This is a genomic window from Rhizobium cerradonense (assembly GCF_030182455.1).
Classification (GTDB): domain Bacteria; phylum Pseudomonadota; class Alphaproteobacteria; order Rhizobiales; family Rhizobiaceae; genus Rhizobium.
Map to the genome: position 1 here is coordinate 83,408 of NZ_JAQJCK010000012.1, position 17,627 is coordinate 101,034.

Here is a 17,627-nt window from a genome sequence, read left to right on the forward strand (position 1 = left end):
CATGGCTGAAGGCGTCTTCCGGCTGAGCGACGTGATCCTGGACGACACGATCGGCCGTTCGACGCCCGATGTCGAGCACGAGCGCGCTGTCGCCATTTTCGATCTGATCGAGGAAAACAGTTTCGAGCCCGTCGGCCATGGCGGCGGGCCTTATCGGCTGAGCCTGTCTCTGGTCGACCAGAAGCTCGTCTTCGATATCCGCACGGAAGAGGGGGGCGTCGTCGCCACTCACATTCTGTCGCTGACGCCGTTCCGCAGGATCGTGAAGGACTACTTCATGATCTGCGAAAGCTATTACGAGGCTATCCGTTCCGCCACCCCCAGCCGCATCGAGGCGATCGACATGGGCCGCCGCGGCATTCACAATGAAGGCTCGCGGACGCTGATGGACCGGCTGAAGGGTAAGATCATCGTGGATTTCGATACGGCCCGGCGGCTTTTCACACTCGTCTGCGTGCTCTACTGGCGCGGGTGACGGCAATGGAACAGCCGAAGGCTATCGAACATAATGGGAAGCCGCCCGGTGCCATTCTGTTCATGTGCGGGCTCAACACCATCCGCTCGCCGATGGCCGAGGCGATCGCGCGCGGAATGCTGCCGCAGGGCACCTATGTCGCCTCGGCGGGCGTGCGCGCAGGCGAACGCAACCCGTTCGTGGATGTCGTCCTCGGCGAGATCGGTCTCTCGCTCGGGCGCCGGCAGCCGCAGACGCTGGAGGAGCTGGAGGATGATTTCTTCGACGTCATCATCACGCTGTCTCCCGAAGCACATCATGCGGCTCTCGAACTGACGCGCGCCAATGCCATCGATGTCATCTATTGGCCGACCATCGATCCCTCGGTCGCCGGCGGCACGCGCGAGCAGATTCTCAATGCGTATCGCGAGGTGAGAGACTATCTGCTCGGCCTGATCGAAAGCCGGCTGGTCGAGCATCGCGGCTCTCTTTAGAGTGTCTCGTTAAACAAATGCAGAAAGCCTTATCAACGAGGTTCACAAAACCGCGACGATTGTGTAGTTTCCGCGCAAAATTCCGGCGGCCTTACTTTTTGTCATGGAAGCCGGCATCAACCCCACAGGAAAAGAAGCTTTAATGCCGAAAGAAGAAGTCCTTGAATTTCCCGGTGTCGTCACCGAATTGCTGCCGAACGCGACCTTCCGTGTGAAGCTGGAAAATGAGCATGAGATCATCGCTCACACCGCCGGCCGCATGCGCAAGAACCGCATCCGGGTTCTCGCCGGCGACAAGGTGCTCGTGGAAATGACACCCTACGACCTGACCAAGGGCCGCATCACCTATCGTTTCAAGTAGTCCGCAGCTCGCATCCGAGCCGGCCCTCCGAAATGCCGCCTGTCACGGTCGAGGTTTTATGGCGCTGAAACACAAGCTGATACTGGCCTCCGGATCGCCGCGCCGCGTCGACCTCCTGCATCAGGCGGGAATTGAAGCGGCGCGCCTGATGCCCATGGATATCGACGAGGCTCCGAAGAAGTCGGAGCACCCGCGCTCGCTGGCGCGCCGGCTTTCGACGGAAAAAAGCGAGGCGGCGTTTGCGGCGGTAAAGGGCGACGTCGCCTGGCAGGGAAGCTATATCCTCGCCGCCGATACGGTCGTCGCCGTCGGCCGGCGAATCCTGCCGAAAGCGGAATTCGTCGAAGAGGCGTCTTCTGCGCTGCATCTGCTCTCCGGCCGCAGCCATGTCGTCTATACCGGCATCTGCCTGATCACGCCGGACCGCAAGCTGCGCCAGAAGGTGGTCGAGACCAAAGTCCGCTTCAAGCGGCTGTCCGGCAAGGATATCGATATGTATCTCGCCTCCGGCCAATGGCGCGGCAAGGCGGGTGCCTATGGCATACAGGGGCTCGCCGGCTCCTTCGTGCAGAAGCTGATCGGCTCCTACACGAATGTCGTTGGATTGCCACTTTATGAAACCATGCTGCTTCTCGCGGGCGAAGGATTCGACGTCTACGCGGAATGGCAGGAAGGATGATCGTCATGGCGGACGACGACAAGATCAAGGTGGGGGCAAAGATCGAGCCGCTGCGCAAGACACGGGCTTGCGCGGAATGCGGGCGACCTTCGGTGCGCGAGCATTATCCCTTCTGCTCTGATCGCTGCCGCTCACTCGATCTGTCGCGGTGGTTGAACGGCGCCTATGCCATTCCCGTTGCCGAGGACGAGACCAAGGCGTCCGACGAGGAATAGGTGCTTCGCCATTTCCACGAAGCCTTTCATTTTATTCGCGAATTGCCAAAAATCCATTTCCTGTCAAAAAAGAGTCATTTGCGGCTGGACATGGGCGAACAAGATGCTATAACCCCGCTCGCTTCCGGGGCGAACCAACCGCCCAGGGTCTTCCAAGACCTTCCGATCAGCGCGAAGCAAGGATGCCCAGGTAGCTCAGTTGGTAGAGCAGCGGATTGAAAATCCGCGTGTCACTGGTTCGATTCCGGTCCTGGGCACCATTCTTATCTTCACAATATCATCGGATCTGCGGCAGCCGTATCGGCTATCAGCAAAGCGGCGTGGCCGATATGCAGCACGGCAATCCCTGGTGTTATCCACGTCCTGCAAGTGGCCGGTGGGGGAGCTTAGATTCCTCGCACTTTTCCGACCCTGAATTTTCCCTTTGTTTCAAGCGGAATATCGCGGCTTCAGGCCATCAGAAAGGGCGAGCCTGGCTCGCGCTTTTGCAGGGGCTGTCAAGCGCGTCTAATGGTGGAGAATCGGACAAACTTCGCAACTTTAGAGGTATTCATTATTAATTCCGGTGAAAGAACCTTTCAAGATATTGATGGCTAATGCAATCAAGCGTACGAATTATTGAAGGGTCACCTATTGATTCGAAGCGACTATTACCGCACCTTAGATACTAGCGGGAAGTGATCCCGTTAAGTCCGGCGTTTATTGCAATAGCAAGCTATCGAGGCGCCATGTTAAACAACGATGTGCTATTCAACACGTTCGCCCGTTCTTTCGAAGCACGGCGCGAAGTCGAGATGTCATTCTCCGAATACCTGGAAGCGAGCCGGGATGATCCGCTCATGTACGCGAATGCGTCGGAGCGCCTGCTGGCTGCGATGGGTGAACCACTGCTGATCGATACGGCCAAGGATACCCGCCTCGGGCGTATCTTCATGAACCGAACCATCCGAACCTATCCGGCTTTCTCCGGCTTCTTCGGTATGGAAGAGACGATCGAACGTATCGTCGCCTTCTTCCGCCATGCGGCGCAGGGGTTGGAGGAGCGCAAGCAGATCCTCTATCTGCTCGGGCCTGTCGGCGGCGGTAAATCCTCGCTCGCCGAGCGGCTGAAGTCGCTGATGGAGGTCCACCCCATCTATGTGCTGAAAGCCGGCAACGAGCTCAGTCCAGTGTTCGAAAGCCCGCTCAGCGTCTTCGATCCCGTGACCATGGGGCCGATGGTCGAGGAGCGCTACGGCATTCCGCGCCGGCGCCTGACCGGGCTGATGAGCCCGTGGTGCCTGAAGCGGCTGGAAGAGTTCGAGGGCGACATTTCGCGGTTCCGCGTGGTCAGGATACAGCCGTCAAGGCTGCGACAAATCGCCGTCGCCAAGACCGAACCGGGTGATGAAAACAACCAGGACATCTCCTCGCTGGTCGGCAAGGTCGATATCCGCAAGCTCGAGAGCCTGGCGCAGAACGATCCCGACGCCTACAGCTATTCCGGTGCGCTCAATCGCGCCAACCAGGGCATTCTCGAATTCGTTGAGATGTTCAAGGCGCCGATCAAGATGTTGCATCCGCTGCTGACGGCGACGCAGGAAGGCAATTACATCGGCACCGAGAATATCGGCGCCATTCCCTTCTCGGGCATCATTCTCGCCCACTCGAACGAGTCGGAATGGCAGACCTTCAAGGCCAACAAGAACAATGAGGCGTTCATCGACCGTATCTGCGTCGTGAAGGTGCCTTATTGCTTGCGGGTCACCGAAGAACAGAAGATCTACGAGAAGCTGATCGAGGAATCCGAGCTTAGCGACGCGCCCTGTGCGCCGTCGACGCTGGAAACGCTTGCTCGCTTCACGGTTCTGACGAGGCTTGCCAAGCACGAGAACTCGACGGCCTTCTCCAAGCTTCGGGTCTATGACGGCGAAAGCCTGAAGGAGACAGATCCGAGGGCGCGCAGCGTGCAGGAGTATCGCGATGCGGCCGGTGTCGACGAGGGCATGGACGGGGCTTCGACCCGCTTCGCCTTCAAGGTGCTGGCGGCGACCTTCAACTACGATACGACCGAGATCGGTGCCGATCCGGTGCATCTGATGTATATGCTGGAGCAGGCGATCCGTCGCGAGCAACTGCCGCTCGAAACCGAAAAGCTCTACATCGAATTCATCAAGAGCGAGCTCGGGCCGCGCTACGCGGAATTTATTGGACATGAGATTCAAAAGGCCTATCTGGAATCTTATGCGGATTACGGCCAGAATCTCTTTGACCGTTATGTCGATTACGCCGATGCCTGGATCGAGGATGTGGATTTCAAGGATCCGGATACCGGCCAGCTTTTGGACCGAGAGCTTCTCAACCAGGAACTGACCAAGATCGAAAAGCCGGCGGGTATCGCCAATCCGAAGGACTTCCGCAACGAGATCGTCAAGTTCTGCTTGCGGGCGCGGGCAAGCCACGGCGGAAAGAATCCGTCCTGGACGAGTTACGAGAAGATTCGCGAAGTCATCGAAAAGCGGATGTTCTCCCAGGTCGAGGACCTCCTGCCGGTGATCTCGTTCGGATCCAAGAAGGATGGCGAGACGGAAAAGAAACATGGCGAATTCGTCGAACGCATGATGGCGCGGGGCTATACCGAGCGTCAGGTTCGGCGGCTTGTGGAATGGTACATGCGTGTGAAACAGGCAGGATGAGCCACCAAGGAAGAAGGAATGCACATTGTTGACCGGCGCCTGAATCCAGGCGGCAAAAGTCTAGAAAATCGTCAACGGTTTTTGCGAAGAGCAAAAGCGCTGGTGCAGAGAGCGGTCTATGAATCCTCTCAAAATCGCGACATTCAGGATATTCTGAAGGGCGGTGAGATCAGCATTCCCCTTGATGGAACCGAGGAGCCCCGGTTCCATCGCGGCCCAGAGGGCCTGCATGAGCATATCCTTCCCGGCAACAAGGACTTCCTTGAAGGCGATATCCTTCCGCGGCCAGAGAGCGGTGGCGGAAGGGGGCGGGCCGGCGGCGAGGGCAGTGGCGAAGACGCCTTCCGCTTCATCCTGACCCGCGAGGAGTTCCTCGATCTTTTCCTCGACGATCTTGAACTTCCCGATCTTGCCAAGAAGCGGCTGACGACCACCGATCAGCCCAATCCGGTACGATCGGGCTATTCGGTAACGGGATCGCCGGCCAATCTTGCCATCAACCGCACCATGCGGCTGGCGATGATGCGGCGCGTGGCGCTGCACCGTCCGAAGCCCGAGACCGTCGCCGAACTCATCGCGGAGGCGGCCGAATGCAAGGATGAGGAACGCCGCGCCGCGCTCGAGGCTGAGATCAAGGTGCTGGAATCGAAAGTCCGGCGTATTCCCTATATCGACCCAATCGATATCCGCTACCGCCGTTTCGAGAACGAGCCGAAGCCGGTGGCACAGGCCGTCATGTTCTGCCTGATGGATGTTTCCGGCTCGATGTCGGAGCACATGAAGGATCTGGCCAAGCGCTTCTACATGCTGCTCTACATCTTCCTGACGCGGCAGTATCGCCGCGTCGAGATCGTCTTCATCCGCCATACGGACGTGGCCGAAGAGGTGGATGAGGAGACCTTCTTCCGCAGTCCGGCGACCGGCGGCACGCAGGTGTCGAGCGCTCTCGAAGCCATGCGGCGGATCGTTCACGATCGTTTCCCGCCATCGGACTGGAACATCTACGCGGCGCAGGCATCGGATGGCGACAACGCCTATTCGGACAATGCGACGGCGGCGGCGCTTCTCACCAGTGCCATCCTGCCGGTTAGCCAGTATTTCGCCTATCTGGAGGTGGGGGAGGCGCGCAGCGTCGCGATCTCTTCCGGCTCGGCGCTTTGGTCGCTCTATGAGCGCATTCAGGTGGGGTGGCCCGTGCTGTCGATGCGCCGCGTTAGCGATCGCAGCCAGATCTACCCCGTCTTCCATGATCTCTTTCAGCGCCGGGCGGCGGAAACCAGGAGCGGATAATGGCAAAGGCATCGATGGAGCGGCTTTTTGACGGTGCGGACTGGGACTTCGCCACCATCCAGCGGATCCACAATGCCTGCGAGCGCATCGCCCTCGACGAGCTCGGCCTCGACGTTTATCCCAACCAGATCGAGATCATCACCGCCGAACAGATGCTCGACGTCTATTCCTCGATCGGCATGCCGCTGTTCTACAAGCATTGGTCCTTCGGCAAGCATTTTGCTCATCACGAGGCTTTTTATCGCAAGGGTCTGCGCGGGCTTGCCTATGAGATCGTCATCAACAGTTCGCCTTGCATCTCCTATCTGATGGAGGAAAATACGGCGACGATGCAGGCGCTGGTGGTCGCCCACGCCGCCTTCGGGCACAATCATTTCTTCAAGAACAATTACCTCTTCAAGCTCTGGACGGATGCGGAGGGTATTCTCGATTACCTCAACTTCGCCAAGGGCTATATTGCCCGCTGCGAGGAGCGCTATGGCCATGCCGCCGTGGAGCGGACGCTGGATGCCGCGCATGCGCTGATGTCGCATGGTGTCCACCGTTATGCCGGCAAGAAGACGCTCGATCTTCGCGATGAGGAAAGGCGCGAGCGCGAGCGGCGCGAATATGACGAACGGATCTTCAACGATCTCTGGCGGACGGTTCCGGTCGTAAAGGGCAAGAAGGCGCCTGACCTCGATTTGGAGCACCGGCGTTCGCTCACCGGCCTGCCGCAGGAAAATATCCTCTATTTCCTGGAGAAGATGGCGCCGCGGATGAAGCCGTGGCAGCGGGAGATCCTGCGCATCGTCCGGCATGTGGCGCAATATTTCTATCCGCAAAGCCAGACCAAGGTCATGAATGAGGGCACGGCGACCTACGTGCATTACCGCATCATGACTCGGCTGCACGAACTCGGCGGCATCGGCGACGGCGATTTCCTCGAATTCCTGAAATCGCATACCAATGTCGTCTTCCAGCCTTCCTTCAACGATCCGCGCTTTTCCGGTTTCAATCCCTATGCGATCGGTTTTGCGATGATGCAGGACATCGAGCGGATCGTGACCAAGCCGAAGGACGAGGACCGGCAATGGTTCCCCGATATCGCCGGGTGTGGGGACACTATGGGAGTACTGCGCGACCTCTGGGCGAATTACCGCGACGAGAGCTTCGTATCGCAGTTCCTCAGCCCGCATCTGATGCGCAAGATGCGCATGTTCCACCTCACGGACGATCCGGAAGAGGAGGAGGGATTGCTGGTGGCGGCTATCCATGACGAACGCGGTTACAAGCGCATCCGGCGCGAACTGGCGCGGCAATATGATGTCGGCTGGATCGATCCGCATATCGAGATTGTCGATGTCGATCTTGCCGGCGACCGGCGGCTCATGCTCAAGCATACGGTGCTGAACGGCGGCCTGCTGGAGGATATTGATGCCAAACGCGTGCTGCAGCACCTTGCCGATCTTTGGAGCTATGACGTGCTGCTGCAGGAGGTCGACCGCTCCGGCTCGGTCCTGCGCGACCACCTCGTCCATCCGCGTCCGTCGGCCATTGCGGCCTGACGGCGCAGATTCACCGGCCATCAAGATTGGCGATATTTGACCACCATCGTTGCGCGGTGAGAACAGCGACCCTTCATCGCGAACGCCATGTAAAATTTTCGCGAGCGGTTTGATATGTGACGGGTGGCGGCGACCGCAGCGTCCATCGCGCCTTGTCGAAGACGATGGCGGTGCGGATCTGTTCCGGCGTTTTCCTCTGGAGGCTTAGCTGAAGATTGAAGCTTCTGTCGTTCCGGAATTCCCGGAAGAAGCTGAGCTTTGTGCCGAAAGCTTCCAGCGTCACGTCCTGCAGCTTGCCGATCGCTTCGAGCGCCGGCTGGAAATCGAGCCAGCGGGTTTCGGTCAGCAGCAGGACGACGGCGTCGATAAATGTCTCGCCGATCGCCCTGCCATCCGCATTGTCGGGCATGATCACCTTGATACGGATATTGTCGAGCTCTCCGGTCGACGCACCACGGACGATGATGAAGAACGACGCAGCATTGCGGTCACCGTTGCCGCCTTTCTGAATCTCGTAGCTGCATTCGAAGGTTCCAGCGTCAAGCGCGCTCTGCCTCCATTCGCCAACGGACAGGCCCGATTTCGAAAGGTCGGCGCAAAGCGTCTCGCCCTTTATTCGCCAGCTTCGCACGAAGGCGCCGCGCAGGGCATCGACGGGCGGGTCGAATAAGTGGGAGCGCCGGGCTGGTTTTGGCGTTGCCGCTTTTTTGACGCGCGTGGCCTGCTTCTGTGCTGGCGCGGTTGTCGTGACCCCGGGATTGGCTGTCGCACTCTTTGTGCCAGGGGTTTCGGCTGGTTTCGGATTGGCGGCGGCGGTTTGTGGGGCGGCGGCTGTTACGACCGGAGGTGAGGCTGGCTGGGCCGACCCGCTGAACAGATCGAGATGATAACGAGCATCGAGCGCCCTTAGATTGCGCATATCGTTAGCAAGCAACGCGGTCGCCAAAATGATCGAGCCGATGACGATCGTCGCAATCCAGAAGACAGCTCTGCTTTTCTTGCGAGGTGGCGCCACCGACATGGTTTAGATCTACAGCTACTCCAGAGGAAACCTGCTTAACTGCAATGGGTTGGCATTCCGCAGCCGATCCATAGCTACAGAATATGCGTTTATGAACGATTGATCACTCTACCGTTTTTTGTCAAATCGCAGCCTTCAGGCGAAATGTGCCTTGAGCGCCAGAACGGTCGCTGCGTCGGTGCGGCGCACCATAGGTGTGGAAAATCCGAAGGCGAGCAGGTGTTCATCCGTTTCCGGGGCAGCAACGGCGCAGGAAGCGTGGATTTCGGTGATCGCAAGGCGCGGCCAGAGCTTGTCGACAGTTCCAATATTGACGCCCGAACCGGGCATGATGGAGATGCGGCCGGCGGCAACGGCGATCGCCTGTTCCAAAGCGGGGAGCCCTTCCGCGGCCGTTTTCGCGCGGCCCGAGGTCAGAATGCGCTCGAAGCCGAGGGAAATGGCGAGCTCCACTGCCTCCTCGATATCGGGAACGAGATCGAAGGCGCGATGCAATGTCTTGCCGAGGCTTCCCACATGATCGGCGAGCGCGCGGAGCGTATCGCTGTCGAGGCGGCCGTCCGGCAGGGAGGCGCCGAGCACGACACCCGGCAGACCGGCGTGGCGGGCGGCGTCTATGTCGCTCTTCATGATGTCTTGTTCATCGGCCGAATAGACGAAGCTGCCGGCGCGCGGGCGGATCATGGCATAGGCGGGAATGGGCGCACGCGCCGCAGCCGCCATCAGCCCGGCGCTCGGCGTGAGACCGCCGACGGCCAGCGCGCTGCAAAGCTCGATGCGATCGGCGCCACCGGCGATGGCGGCATTGAGCCCGGCAATATCCTCGACGCAGACCTCAAGCAACATGGCTGCGCTCTTCGGCAAATTTCAGTCCAAGCAAGGCCGCGCCGATCAGGCCGGGCTCGACCTTGCATTCGCTCGGCACGACGAGCGGGCGGTCGAACTTGCGGAGAATGCGGGCGCGCACCGCCGTGTCCAGCCGCGCCAGCAGGGGTTCGACATTGGAAAGGCCGCCGCCGACCGGAACGATGGTTGCGCCGGTGATGTTGACGGTCAGCGCCAGGGGCGAGGCGACGAGATCGACCAAGACATCGATCGTCCGCTCGGCCTTGGCATCGCCCTCAAGCCATTGGCCGATGATCTCTTCGCTGGAAAATTCCAACCCATGCAGGGTCCTGTGCAACCGCTCGACGCCACGAGCGCCGCCAATGGTGTCGACACATCCCTTCTGGCCGCAGCCACAGGGATAGGCGGGGATGACCGCCGGCGGACTGCCGGCAAAGGAAGCGATGATCGGACCGTGCCCCCACTCGCCAGCAAAGCCGCCGGCGGCATTGACGAGGCGGCCATCCGCCACCAGGCCGCCGCCGACGCCGGTGCCGAGAATGGCGCCGAAGACGATGCGATGGCCGCGTCCCGCGCCGGACATTGCTTCCGCCATGGCGAAGCAATCGGCATCGTTGGCGATCAGCACGGGATAGCCGAGTTCCGCTTCCAGTTCGGCGGCAAGGCGCCGGCCGTTGATGCAGGGAATGTTGGCACAGGTGAGTGCCTGCGTATCGGGGTCCACAACGCCGGCAATGGAAAAGGAAATGCAATCCGGCGTCTCGCCGGCCTCGGCGATGACAGCGCGCAAAGCTTGGACGAATTCGCCGAAGTCGTACTTCGGCGTCGGGCGGCGGGCGAGCGGCGTGATGTCCATCATGGAATGGGCGATGCCGCCTTTGATGGCGGAGCCCCCGATATCGAAAGAAACGATCATGAATATTGGCCTGCAGGGAACGTCTTGCGCTTGCTCGCACCCTTTGCCGGTCTTTGCAAGGCCATTCCGCGCGGTGCTCCGGTCTCGGCGTGATCAGGCTTCGGGTGGGATGATCCTGGCCTCGAAACCGTCCACCTTATCGGTAGCGGGGGAGAAAAGATCGAGGCGGCCGCCGATCTGCTCGACGATGCGCTCGGCGATGGCAAGGCCGAGGCCGGAGCCGGAAGCTTTCGTATTGCCGCGCCAGAAACGTTTTTTCAGATCGGCCAGTTCTTCTTGCGACAGCACATTGCCGCCATTCAGGATATGGATCGTTCCTGCCTGGCCGATCCTGACGGTCACCTCGTCATCGGTCGGACCATGAATCAAGGCGTTTTCGATGAGGTTACGGATGGCGATGGCGAAGGCGTCGATATCGACGTTGCGGATCAGCTTCCCGTCGGCCTCGTTCTCCAGGAGAATGCGGCCCGCCGTACCCGTATCCCGGTCGTAGTCGCCGATGACTGTTTCGATGATGGCGATCAGATCGGCGGGCTTGTCGCCAGTGCCAATGCCGGCCTGGGCGCGGGAGAGCTGCAGCAGCTTTTCCGCCAGGCGGCCGAGATTGGAGAGCGAGGTCTCGATTCGTCCGGCGCGTTCGGCGAGAGGCCCTTTCGGCAGTTCGGCGATCAGCCGCTGCGTCTGCGCGAGCGCGCCGGCGATCGGCGTGCGCAGTTCGTGGGCGCTGTTGGCGGTGAATTCACGTTCGGCCTCGAGAGCCGAGCGCAGGCGGCCGAGGAGCAGATTGACGGAACGGCCTATCGGCTGCAGCTCGCGGGGCAACGGGTCGCTCTCCAACGGGGCCATGTTGCCGCCATCCTTGGTGGCGATTTCCAACCGCAACCGGTCGATCGGCCGAAGCGAGCGGCCGACGATGAACCAGATGGCGACGACGCTGCCGGGGATGAGGGCAAGCAGCGGCCAGAGCAGGGCGACGCCGCTCTCCCGCGAGGCTTCCCGGCGATTCTTGAAGGCGTCGGCGACATGCAGGAAGAGTGTGCCGTTCAAAGAGGATTCTGTGTAGATTCGGTATTTCGGCGTGTTGTGGAAACCGATCTTCAATGGCACGTCGTAGGGTATCTTCGGTGCATCATGGGAATGCAGGATGAGCTTGCCCGTCGCGTCGAGCACCTGGTAGGTCAGGTATTCCCGGTTCAGTCCCCTCTCCATATTTTCGAGGGTTTGCGGATCGGCGGAGGGATCGCGATCGGCAAGATCGTCGACCACCAGAGGCATCAGGCGTTGGGCGGTTTCCTGCAATGCGCCATCGAAGGTCTCGGCGAGCTCCTTGTTGACCACATAGACGCCGATGCCGACGGCGATCAGCCAAAAGAGGACGACCGTGCCGGTCAGCGCCGCGATCAGGCGGCGGGTGATGCTGGTGCGGTTGAGACTTTTGCGCTGCGTCATCTTTCACCCAGGCAATAGCCGACGCCGCGGGCCGTGCGGATGCGGTCCTTGCCGATCTTCTTGCGCAGGCGGCTGACATAGACCTCCACCGTGTTGCTTTCGATTTCCGAACCGAAAGCATAAAGCGCTTCTTCTATCTGGTCCTTCGAGACGATGGCGCCCGGTCGCGCAACCAGCAGATCGAGGACCGCCCATTCCCGGCCGGTCAGCACGACATCCTTGCCGGAGAGCGTAATGCGCCGTTGCGGCAGGTCGATTTCGAGATCGGCTAAACGAACGGTGGGCTGCGGACTGCCGCTGTAACGGCGGGCCACCGCCATGATGCGGGCTGTAAGCTCGCCGAGATTGAAAGGCTTGACGAGATAATCGTCGGCACCGCTGTTCAGGCCCTCGATACGGTCGGAAATCTGGTCGCGCGCAGTCAGAATGATGACCGGCGTCTCGTCCGGTTTGCGGCGCAGTTTCTTGAGGAAGTCGATGCCGATGCCGTCGGGAAGCTGCAAATCAAGCAGGATGAGGCCATAGTGCACGGCGCTGGTAACCTCTTGCGCATCGGCGAGGTTTTTCACCCAGTCTATGGCATGCGGGGACGCGGCAATATGGTCGCGAACCGCGCCGCCGATCATATCGTCGTCCTCGACCAGAAGAATTCTCACCTGTCCCTCGCAACAATGCCCGTGCTTCAGTTAATGCCGCCGAACCTATCTGGTCAATAAAGGCCGAAATAAGCCACAATGAGAAGCGCAGTTCTCATCCCTCACGTTCTGCTGATAACGTTCGTGGCGGCTATGGACAGAGATCGGCGCCGCGATTACTTCTTTGCTCCCGATGAAGAGCGCGGCTTCGGAACTGCCGCTGATCGAAGAGCTGAGGAGAGCCGTTCATGCTGAAGGGAATTTCGCCGCTGTTGAATGCGGATGTGCTGCATGCGTTGAAATCGATGGGGCATGGCGACATGCTCGCGATCGTCGACACGAATTTTCCGGCCGATGCAATCGCGCGTCAGACCAGGCTGGGGCAGCTTCTGCGAATCGACAATGTATCGGCCGCCGAAGCCGTCGCGGCGGTGCTGTCGCTGATGCCGCTCGATACGTTCATCACCGACGCGGCGACGCGCATGGAAGTGGTCGGCGCGGCCGATGAAGTACCGCAGGTTCAGAAGGAAGTGCAGGCGGCGATCGATCGCGCCGAAGGCAAGCACTGGCCTCTGACGCCGGTCGAGCGTTTCGCCTTCTATGAGCGGACAAAAACTGCTTACTGCGTGATCCAGACCGGCGAGCGCCGGTTCTATGGTTGTTTCACCTTGACCAAGGGCGTCATTCCGCCGGAAACTGAGTAACGTACCGCGCTGCTGCCATATCGGGTAAAGGGTGCTGCTTTCGCAGAGGAATGTGATGGTCAGGAAGTTGGATTCCCAGGGGCGGCTTGACGATGCGGCGCGAGCCGGCTGGCTGTATTACGTTGCCGGGCGGACGCAGGACGAGATCGCCATCGCCATGGGAATCTCCCGGCAATCGGCACAGCGGCTGGTGTCGCTCGCGGTCGCCGAAAGGCTGATCAAGGTGCGGCTGGACCATCCGATTGCCGCCTGCCTCGAATATGCGGTGGCGCTGCGGGAAAAATTCAAGCTGAGGCATGTCGAAGTGGTGCCGAGCGATCCCGACGGGACATCCTCCACGGTCGGTATCGCCGAAGCGGGTGCTGCCGAGATCGAGCGCTGGCTGAAGCGCAGCGATCCGATCGTGCTGGCGATCGGCACCGGCCGCACGCTGAAGGCCGCGGTCGACCAGCTGCCGGTCATGGAATGCCCGCAGCACCGGGTCGTATCGCTGACCGGCAATATCGGTCCGGATGGCTCGGCCGCCTATTACAACGTTATCTTCAGCATGGCCGATGCGATCAAGGCGCGGCACTATCCCATGCCGCTGCCCGTGCTGGTCTCCTCGGCCGAGGAGCGCGAGCTTCTGCATGCGCAGGCGCTGGTGCGCTCGACGCTCGATATCAGCGCGCAGGCCGATGTGACTTTCGTCGGCGTCGGCGAGATGGGCATCGAGGCGCCGCTCTGTCTCGACGGCTTTCTCGAGAAGGACGAGATGCTGGCGCTGATGAAGCGCGGAGCGGCCGGCGAAATCTGCGGCTGGGTATTCGATGGCGACGGCAAGTTGATGTCAGATGCCATCAACGACCGGGTGGCCAGCGCACCGCTTCCGCCGCGCGAAGCCTCTTCCGTCATCGGAATAGCCAAGGGCAAACGGAAGTTCGAAGCCATCAAAGCGGCCGTTACCGGCCATCAGATCAATGGTTTGATCACCGATGAAGCGGTTGCTGAGTTTCTGCTCAAAACCTGAGCAAAAAATAACCACATAAAATCAAATGGATGAGCTGCTTGTTCGGCAATGCAGCAATGAATTCGCATTGACATTTTGTCGCAACAGGTGAGTAATTGCTCACGAGCAAAGCGAATGCTCAAATTTGATCTTCTGGGAGGAAGATATGAAATTGAAAACTTTCCTGCTGAGCGCATGCTCCGCACTGATGTTTGCTGGAATGGCGTCCGCCGAAACCCTCACGATCGCCACCGTGAACAATGGCGATATGGTTCGTATGCAGAAGCTTACGGACGATTTCAAAGCCAAAAACCCCGACATTGACCTGCAGTGGGTCACGCTCGAAGAAAACGTATTGCGCCAGAAGGTTACGACGGACATCGCTACCAAGGGCGGCCAATACGACGTGCTGACGATCGGCACCTACGAAGTGCCGATCTGGAGCAAGCTCGGCTGGCTCGCGCCGCTCGATAAGCTTGCTGCCGACAAGAACTACGACGTGGATGACCTTCTCCCGGCTATCCGCAGCGGCCTGACGGTAGACGGGAAGCTCTATGCTGCGCCGTTCTACGGTGAAAGCTCGATGGTGATGTACCGCAAGGACCTGTTCGACAAGGCCGGCTTGAAGATGCCGGATGCGCCGACTTGGGATTTCATAGCCGACGCAGCCCGCAAGATTACCGACAAGGACCATGAAGTCTACGGCATCTGCCTTCGCGGCAAGGCCGGCTGGGGCGAAAACATGGCATTCCTGACGGCGATGTCGAACTCGTTCGGCGCTCGCTGGTTCGACGAGAAATGGAAGGCACAGTTCGATCAGCCGGAATGGAAGGACACGCTGGACTTCTACGTCAAGCTGATGAAGGACGCTGGCCCTCCGGGCGCTTCGTCCAACGGCTTCAACGAAAACCTCTCGCTGTTCCAGACCGGCAAGTGCGGTATGTGGATCGATGCGACCGTCGCAGCTTCGTTCGTTGCCGACCCGAAGCAATCGAAGGTTGCCGACAAGGTTGGCTTCGCTCTGGCGCCGGACAAGGGCCTCGGCAAGCGCGGCAACTGGCTCTGGGCATGGAGCTTGGCGGTCCCTGCCTCTTCGAAGAAGACCGAAGCTGCCGAGAAGTTCATCTCCTGGGCAACCAGCAAGGATTACACCAACCTCGTTGCCCAGAAGGAAGGCTGGCTGAATGCACCTCCCGGTACCCGTGCCTCGCTCTATGCGAATGCGGACTATCAGAAGGCAGCACCTTTTGCGAAGATGACGCTGGACTCGATCAATGCGGCTGATCCGGCCCACCCGACCGTCAAGCCGGTCCCGTATGTCGGCGTCCAGTTTGTCGCTATTCCTGAGTTCCAGGGTATCGGCACCGCCGTCGGCCAGCAGTTCTCTGCTGCCCTTGCAGGTCAGATCCCCGTCGATCAGGCGCTCAAGGCCGCACAGCAACTGACCAGCCGTGAAATGACCAAGGCTGGTTATCCGAAATAAGAAACCTCCCAAGGGTATGGAGGAGAGCGGCTCGTAGCGCTCTCCTCCCTTAGGTCGCCGAGTGCCCGAATTGCTCTTCGGCGGCCTCTTTTATTTTAGCCGGTCCGCGGCCACTCTCCCTGCTAAAAGATAGGTCGGTACTTGCCATGGCAACGCTACACACCCGTTCTACCGCACGCGTCATGATGGCGCCCTCGGTTTTGCTTCTCTTCGCGTGGATGATCGTCCCCCTGGTCATGACGATCTATTTCTCGACGCTGAACTACAATCTCATGTCTCCCGGTGCGCATGACTTCATCGGGTTCTTGAATTACGAATATTTCGTCACCGATCCGGCCTTCTGGAATTCGCTGCTGGTAACGATCCTGCTCGTGGTCGGCGCGTTGATCATCACGGTGGTCGGCGGCATCGCTCTCGCGCTCCTTCTCGATCAGCCGATCTTCGGCCAAGGCATCGTGCGCATGCTGGTGCTCGCGCCCTTCTTCGTCATGCCGACGGTCGCCGCCCTTATTTGGAAACATATGTTCATGAACCCGGTGAACGGGCTTCTGGCGTATCTTTTCAAGCTCGTCGGGCTCGATCCGCTGACCTGGCTGGAGACGATTCCGCTGTTTTCGATCATCATCATCGTTGCCTGGCAGTGGTTGCCCTTCGCAACGCTCATCCTGCTGACTGCTTTGCAGTCGCTCGACGAAGAGCAGAAGGAAGCCGCCGAAATGGATGGTGCCGGCGCGGTGTCGAAGTTCATCTACATCATCCTGCCGCATCTGGCGCGTGCGATCACGGTCGTCATTCTCATCGAGACGATCTTCCTGCTTTCGGCCTTCGCCGAAATCCTGGTCACCACCAATGGCGGCCCGGGCACGGCAACGACCAACCTCACTTACCTGGTCTATTCGCAGCTCGTTCTGCAGCAAGACGTCGGCGGCGCGTCGGCGGGCGGCATCATTGCCGTCATCCTCGCCAATATCGTCGCGATCTTCCTGATGCGCGCAGTCGGCAAGAATCTGGAGGCTTAAGATGGCTCGTACTGTCTCAACCAAACATAAGGTGGTCGTATCCGTCGCCGCCTGGGTGGTCGCGATCCTGATCTTCTTCCCGATCCTCTGGACGTTCCTGACGAGCTTCAAGACGGAGGGCGACGCCATCGCCTCGCCTCCGCAATTCCTCTTCTTCCATTGGACGCTGGAGAATTATTTCGAGGTGCAATCGCGCTCGAACTATTTCCTCCACTTCGGCAACTCGGTGCTCATCGCCTTCGGTTCGACGATCCTTGGTCTGATCGTCGCCGTTCCGGCGGCCTGGGCCATGGCCTTTTCGCCGACCAAGCGCACCAAGGACGTGCTGATGTGGATGCTGTCCACCAAGATGATGCCGCCCGTCGGCGCCTTCATCCCGATCTATTTGCTGTTCCAGGCATTCGGTCTGCTCAACAATCAGTTCGCCAGCCGTCTCGGCATGGTCGTCGTACTGATGCTGATCAACCTGCCGATCATCGTGTGGATGCTCTATACCTACTTCAAGGAAATCCCCGGCGAGATCCTCGAAGCGGCCCGCATGGACGGCGCGTCGCTGGCCAAGGAGATCATCTATGTGCTGACGCCGATGGCGATCCCGGGCCTTGCCTCGACGATGCTTCTCAACATCATCCTCGCATGGAACGAGGCCTTCTGGACGCTGAATCTCTCCGCCGTGGACGCGGCGCCGCTCAGCACCTTCATCGCCTCCTATTCCAGCCCGGAAGGCTTGTTCTACGCCAAACTTTCGGCGGCATCGACCATGGCGATCGCCCCAATCCTGATCCTCGGCTGGCTTTCGCAAAAACAACTCGTTCGCGGCCTCACCTTTGGCGCGGTTAAGTAAGGAAGAG

18 protein-coding genes and 1 tRNA gene are annotated in these 17,627 nt (G+C 59.8%); 14 read left to right on the forward strand and 5 right to left on the reverse strand.

Annotated features, from left to right (window positions below; translation table 11 throughout):
- Position 1: 1 nt before the first annotated feature.
- From PH547_RS23575 to PH547_RS23615, 9 genes are all read left to right on the forward strand, one after another.
- Positions 2-475: a UPF0262 family protein gene (locus PH547_RS23575; protein WP_104824389.1), complete on the forward strand. Its 474-nt coding sequence runs from the start codon at positions 2-4 to the stop codon at positions 473-475.
- A gap of 5 nt (positions 476-480) precedes the next feature.
- Positions 481-948, forward strand: a complete 468-nt coding sequence (locus PH547_RS23580) for an arsenate-mycothiol transferase ArsC (RefSeq protein ID WP_104824388.1) — start codon at positions 481-483, stop codon at positions 946-948.
- 142 nt (positions 949-1,090) lie between these two features.
- Complete coding sequence (infA, locus tag PH547_RS23585; protein ID WP_004117876.1) at positions 1,091-1,309, forward strand: translation initiation factor IF-1; 219 nt, start codon at positions 1,091-1,093, stop codon at positions 1,307-1,309.
- A gap of 58 nt (positions 1,310-1,367) precedes the next feature.
- Complete coding sequence (locus PH547_RS23590; RefSeq protein WP_104824387.1) at positions 1,368-1,988, forward strand: Maf-like protein; 621 nt, start codon at positions 1,368-1,370, stop codon at positions 1,986-1,988.
- 5 nt (positions 1,989-1,993) lie between these two features.
- Positions 1,994-2,203: a DNA gyrase inhibitor YacG gene (yacG, locus tag PH547_RS23595; RefSeq protein WP_104825218.1), complete on the forward strand. Its 210-nt coding sequence runs from the start codon at positions 1,994-1,996 to the stop codon at positions 2,201-2,203.
- A gap of 184 nt (positions 2,204-2,387) precedes the next feature.
- Positions 2,388-2,463, forward strand: a tRNA-Phe gene (locus PH547_RS23600).
- 468 nt (positions 2,464-2,931) lie between these two features.
- Positions 2,932-4,878, forward strand: a complete 1,947-nt coding sequence (locus PH547_RS23605; RefSeq protein ID WP_104824385.1) for a PrkA family serine protein kinase — start codon at positions 2,932-2,934, stop codon at positions 4,876-4,878.
- Between the two features lie 18 nt (positions 4,879-4,896).
- On the forward strand, positions 4,897-6,168 hold the full coding sequence (locus PH547_RS23610; protein WP_104824384.1) for a YeaH/YhbH family protein: 1,272 nt from the start codon (positions 4,897-4,899) through the stop codon (positions 6,166-6,168).
- A complete protein-coding gene (locus PH547_RS23615; RefSeq protein WP_104824383.1) occupies positions 6,168-7,715 on the forward strand; it encodes a SpoVR family protein in 1,548 nt (515 codons plus the stop codon). Before PH547_RS23610 ends, PH547_RS23615 begins: the two co-directional genes overlap by 1 nt.
- A gap of 73 nt (positions 7,716-7,788) precedes the next feature.
- Here the strand turns inward: PH547_RS23615 and PH547_RS23620 are convergent, their stop codons facing one another.
- The 5 genes from PH547_RS23620 to PH547_RS23640 all read right to left on the reverse strand — a co-directional run bounded on the left by PH547_RS23620 (position 7,789) and on the right by PH547_RS23640 (position 12,603).
- A complete protein-coding gene (locus tag PH547_RS23620; RefSeq protein WP_104824382.1) occupies positions 7,789-8,736 on the reverse strand; it encodes a DUF6030 family protein in 948 nt (315 codons plus the stop codon).
- Between the two features lie 135 nt (positions 8,737-8,871).
- Positions 8,872-9,582 carry a copper homeostasis protein CutC gene (locus PH547_RS23625; protein WP_285169587.1) on the reverse strand — a complete coding sequence of 237 codons (711 nt, stop codon included), beginning with the start codon at positions 9,580-9,582 and terminating at the stop codon, positions 8,872-8,874.
- Positions 9,572-10,498 (reverse strand): ROK family protein, encoded by a 927-nt coding sequence (locus tag PH547_RS23630; protein WP_104824380.1) that lies wholly within the window; start codon positions 10,496-10,498, stop codon positions 9,572-9,574. The genes PH547_RS23625 and PH547_RS23630 overlap by 11 nt, the downstream gene beginning before the upstream one ends.
- Before the next feature lie 93 nt (positions 10,499-10,591).
- Complete coding sequence (locus PH547_RS23635; protein WP_104824379.1) at positions 10,592-11,947, reverse strand: ATP-binding protein; 1,356 nt, start codon at positions 11,945-11,947, stop codon at positions 10,592-10,594.
- A complete protein-coding gene (locus tag PH547_RS23640) occupies positions 11,944-12,603 on the reverse strand; it encodes a response regulator (protein ID WP_104824378.1) in 660 nt (219 codons plus the stop codon). Before PH547_RS23640 ends, PH547_RS23635 begins: the two co-directional genes overlap by 4 nt.
- A 227-nt stretch (positions 12,604-12,830) precedes the next feature.
- On the opposite strand from PH547_RS23640, the gene PH547_RS23645 reads away from it, so the two are divergent.
- The 5 genes from PH547_RS23645 (at position 12,831) to PH547_RS23665 (ending at position 17,620) form a co-directional block, all read left to right on the forward strand.
- The gene (locus tag PH547_RS23645) at positions 12,831-13,286 is read left to right on the forward strand and encodes an RbsD/FucU family protein (protein WP_104824377.1); all 456 of its coding nucleotides are present in this window, start codon (positions 12,831-12,833) and stop codon (positions 13,284-13,286) included.
- 55 nt (positions 13,287-13,341) lie between these two features.
- Positions 13,342-14,295, forward strand: coding sequence for a sugar-binding transcriptional regulator (locus PH547_RS23650; RefSeq protein WP_285169588.1), 954 nt, complete (start codon positions 13,342-13,344; stop codon positions 14,293-14,295).
- 145 nt (positions 14,296-14,440) lie between these two features.
- The gene (locus tag PH547_RS23655; protein ID WP_104824375.1) at positions 14,441-15,757 is read left to right on the forward strand and encodes an ABC transporter substrate-binding protein; all 1,317 of its coding nucleotides are present in this window, start codon (positions 14,441-14,443) and stop codon (positions 15,755-15,757) included.
- A 146-nt stretch (positions 15,758-15,903) separates the two neighbouring features.
- A complete protein-coding gene (locus tag PH547_RS23660) occupies positions 15,904-16,776 on the forward strand; it encodes a carbohydrate ABC transporter permease (protein ID WP_104824374.1) in 873 nt (290 codons plus the stop codon).
- A gap of 1 nt (position 16,777) precedes the next feature.
- Positions 16,778-17,620, forward strand: a complete 843-nt coding sequence (locus PH547_RS23665) for a carbohydrate ABC transporter permease (RefSeq protein ID WP_285169589.1) — start codon at positions 16,778-16,780, stop codon at positions 17,618-17,620.
- Positions 17,621-17,627 lie beyond the last annotated feature (7 nt).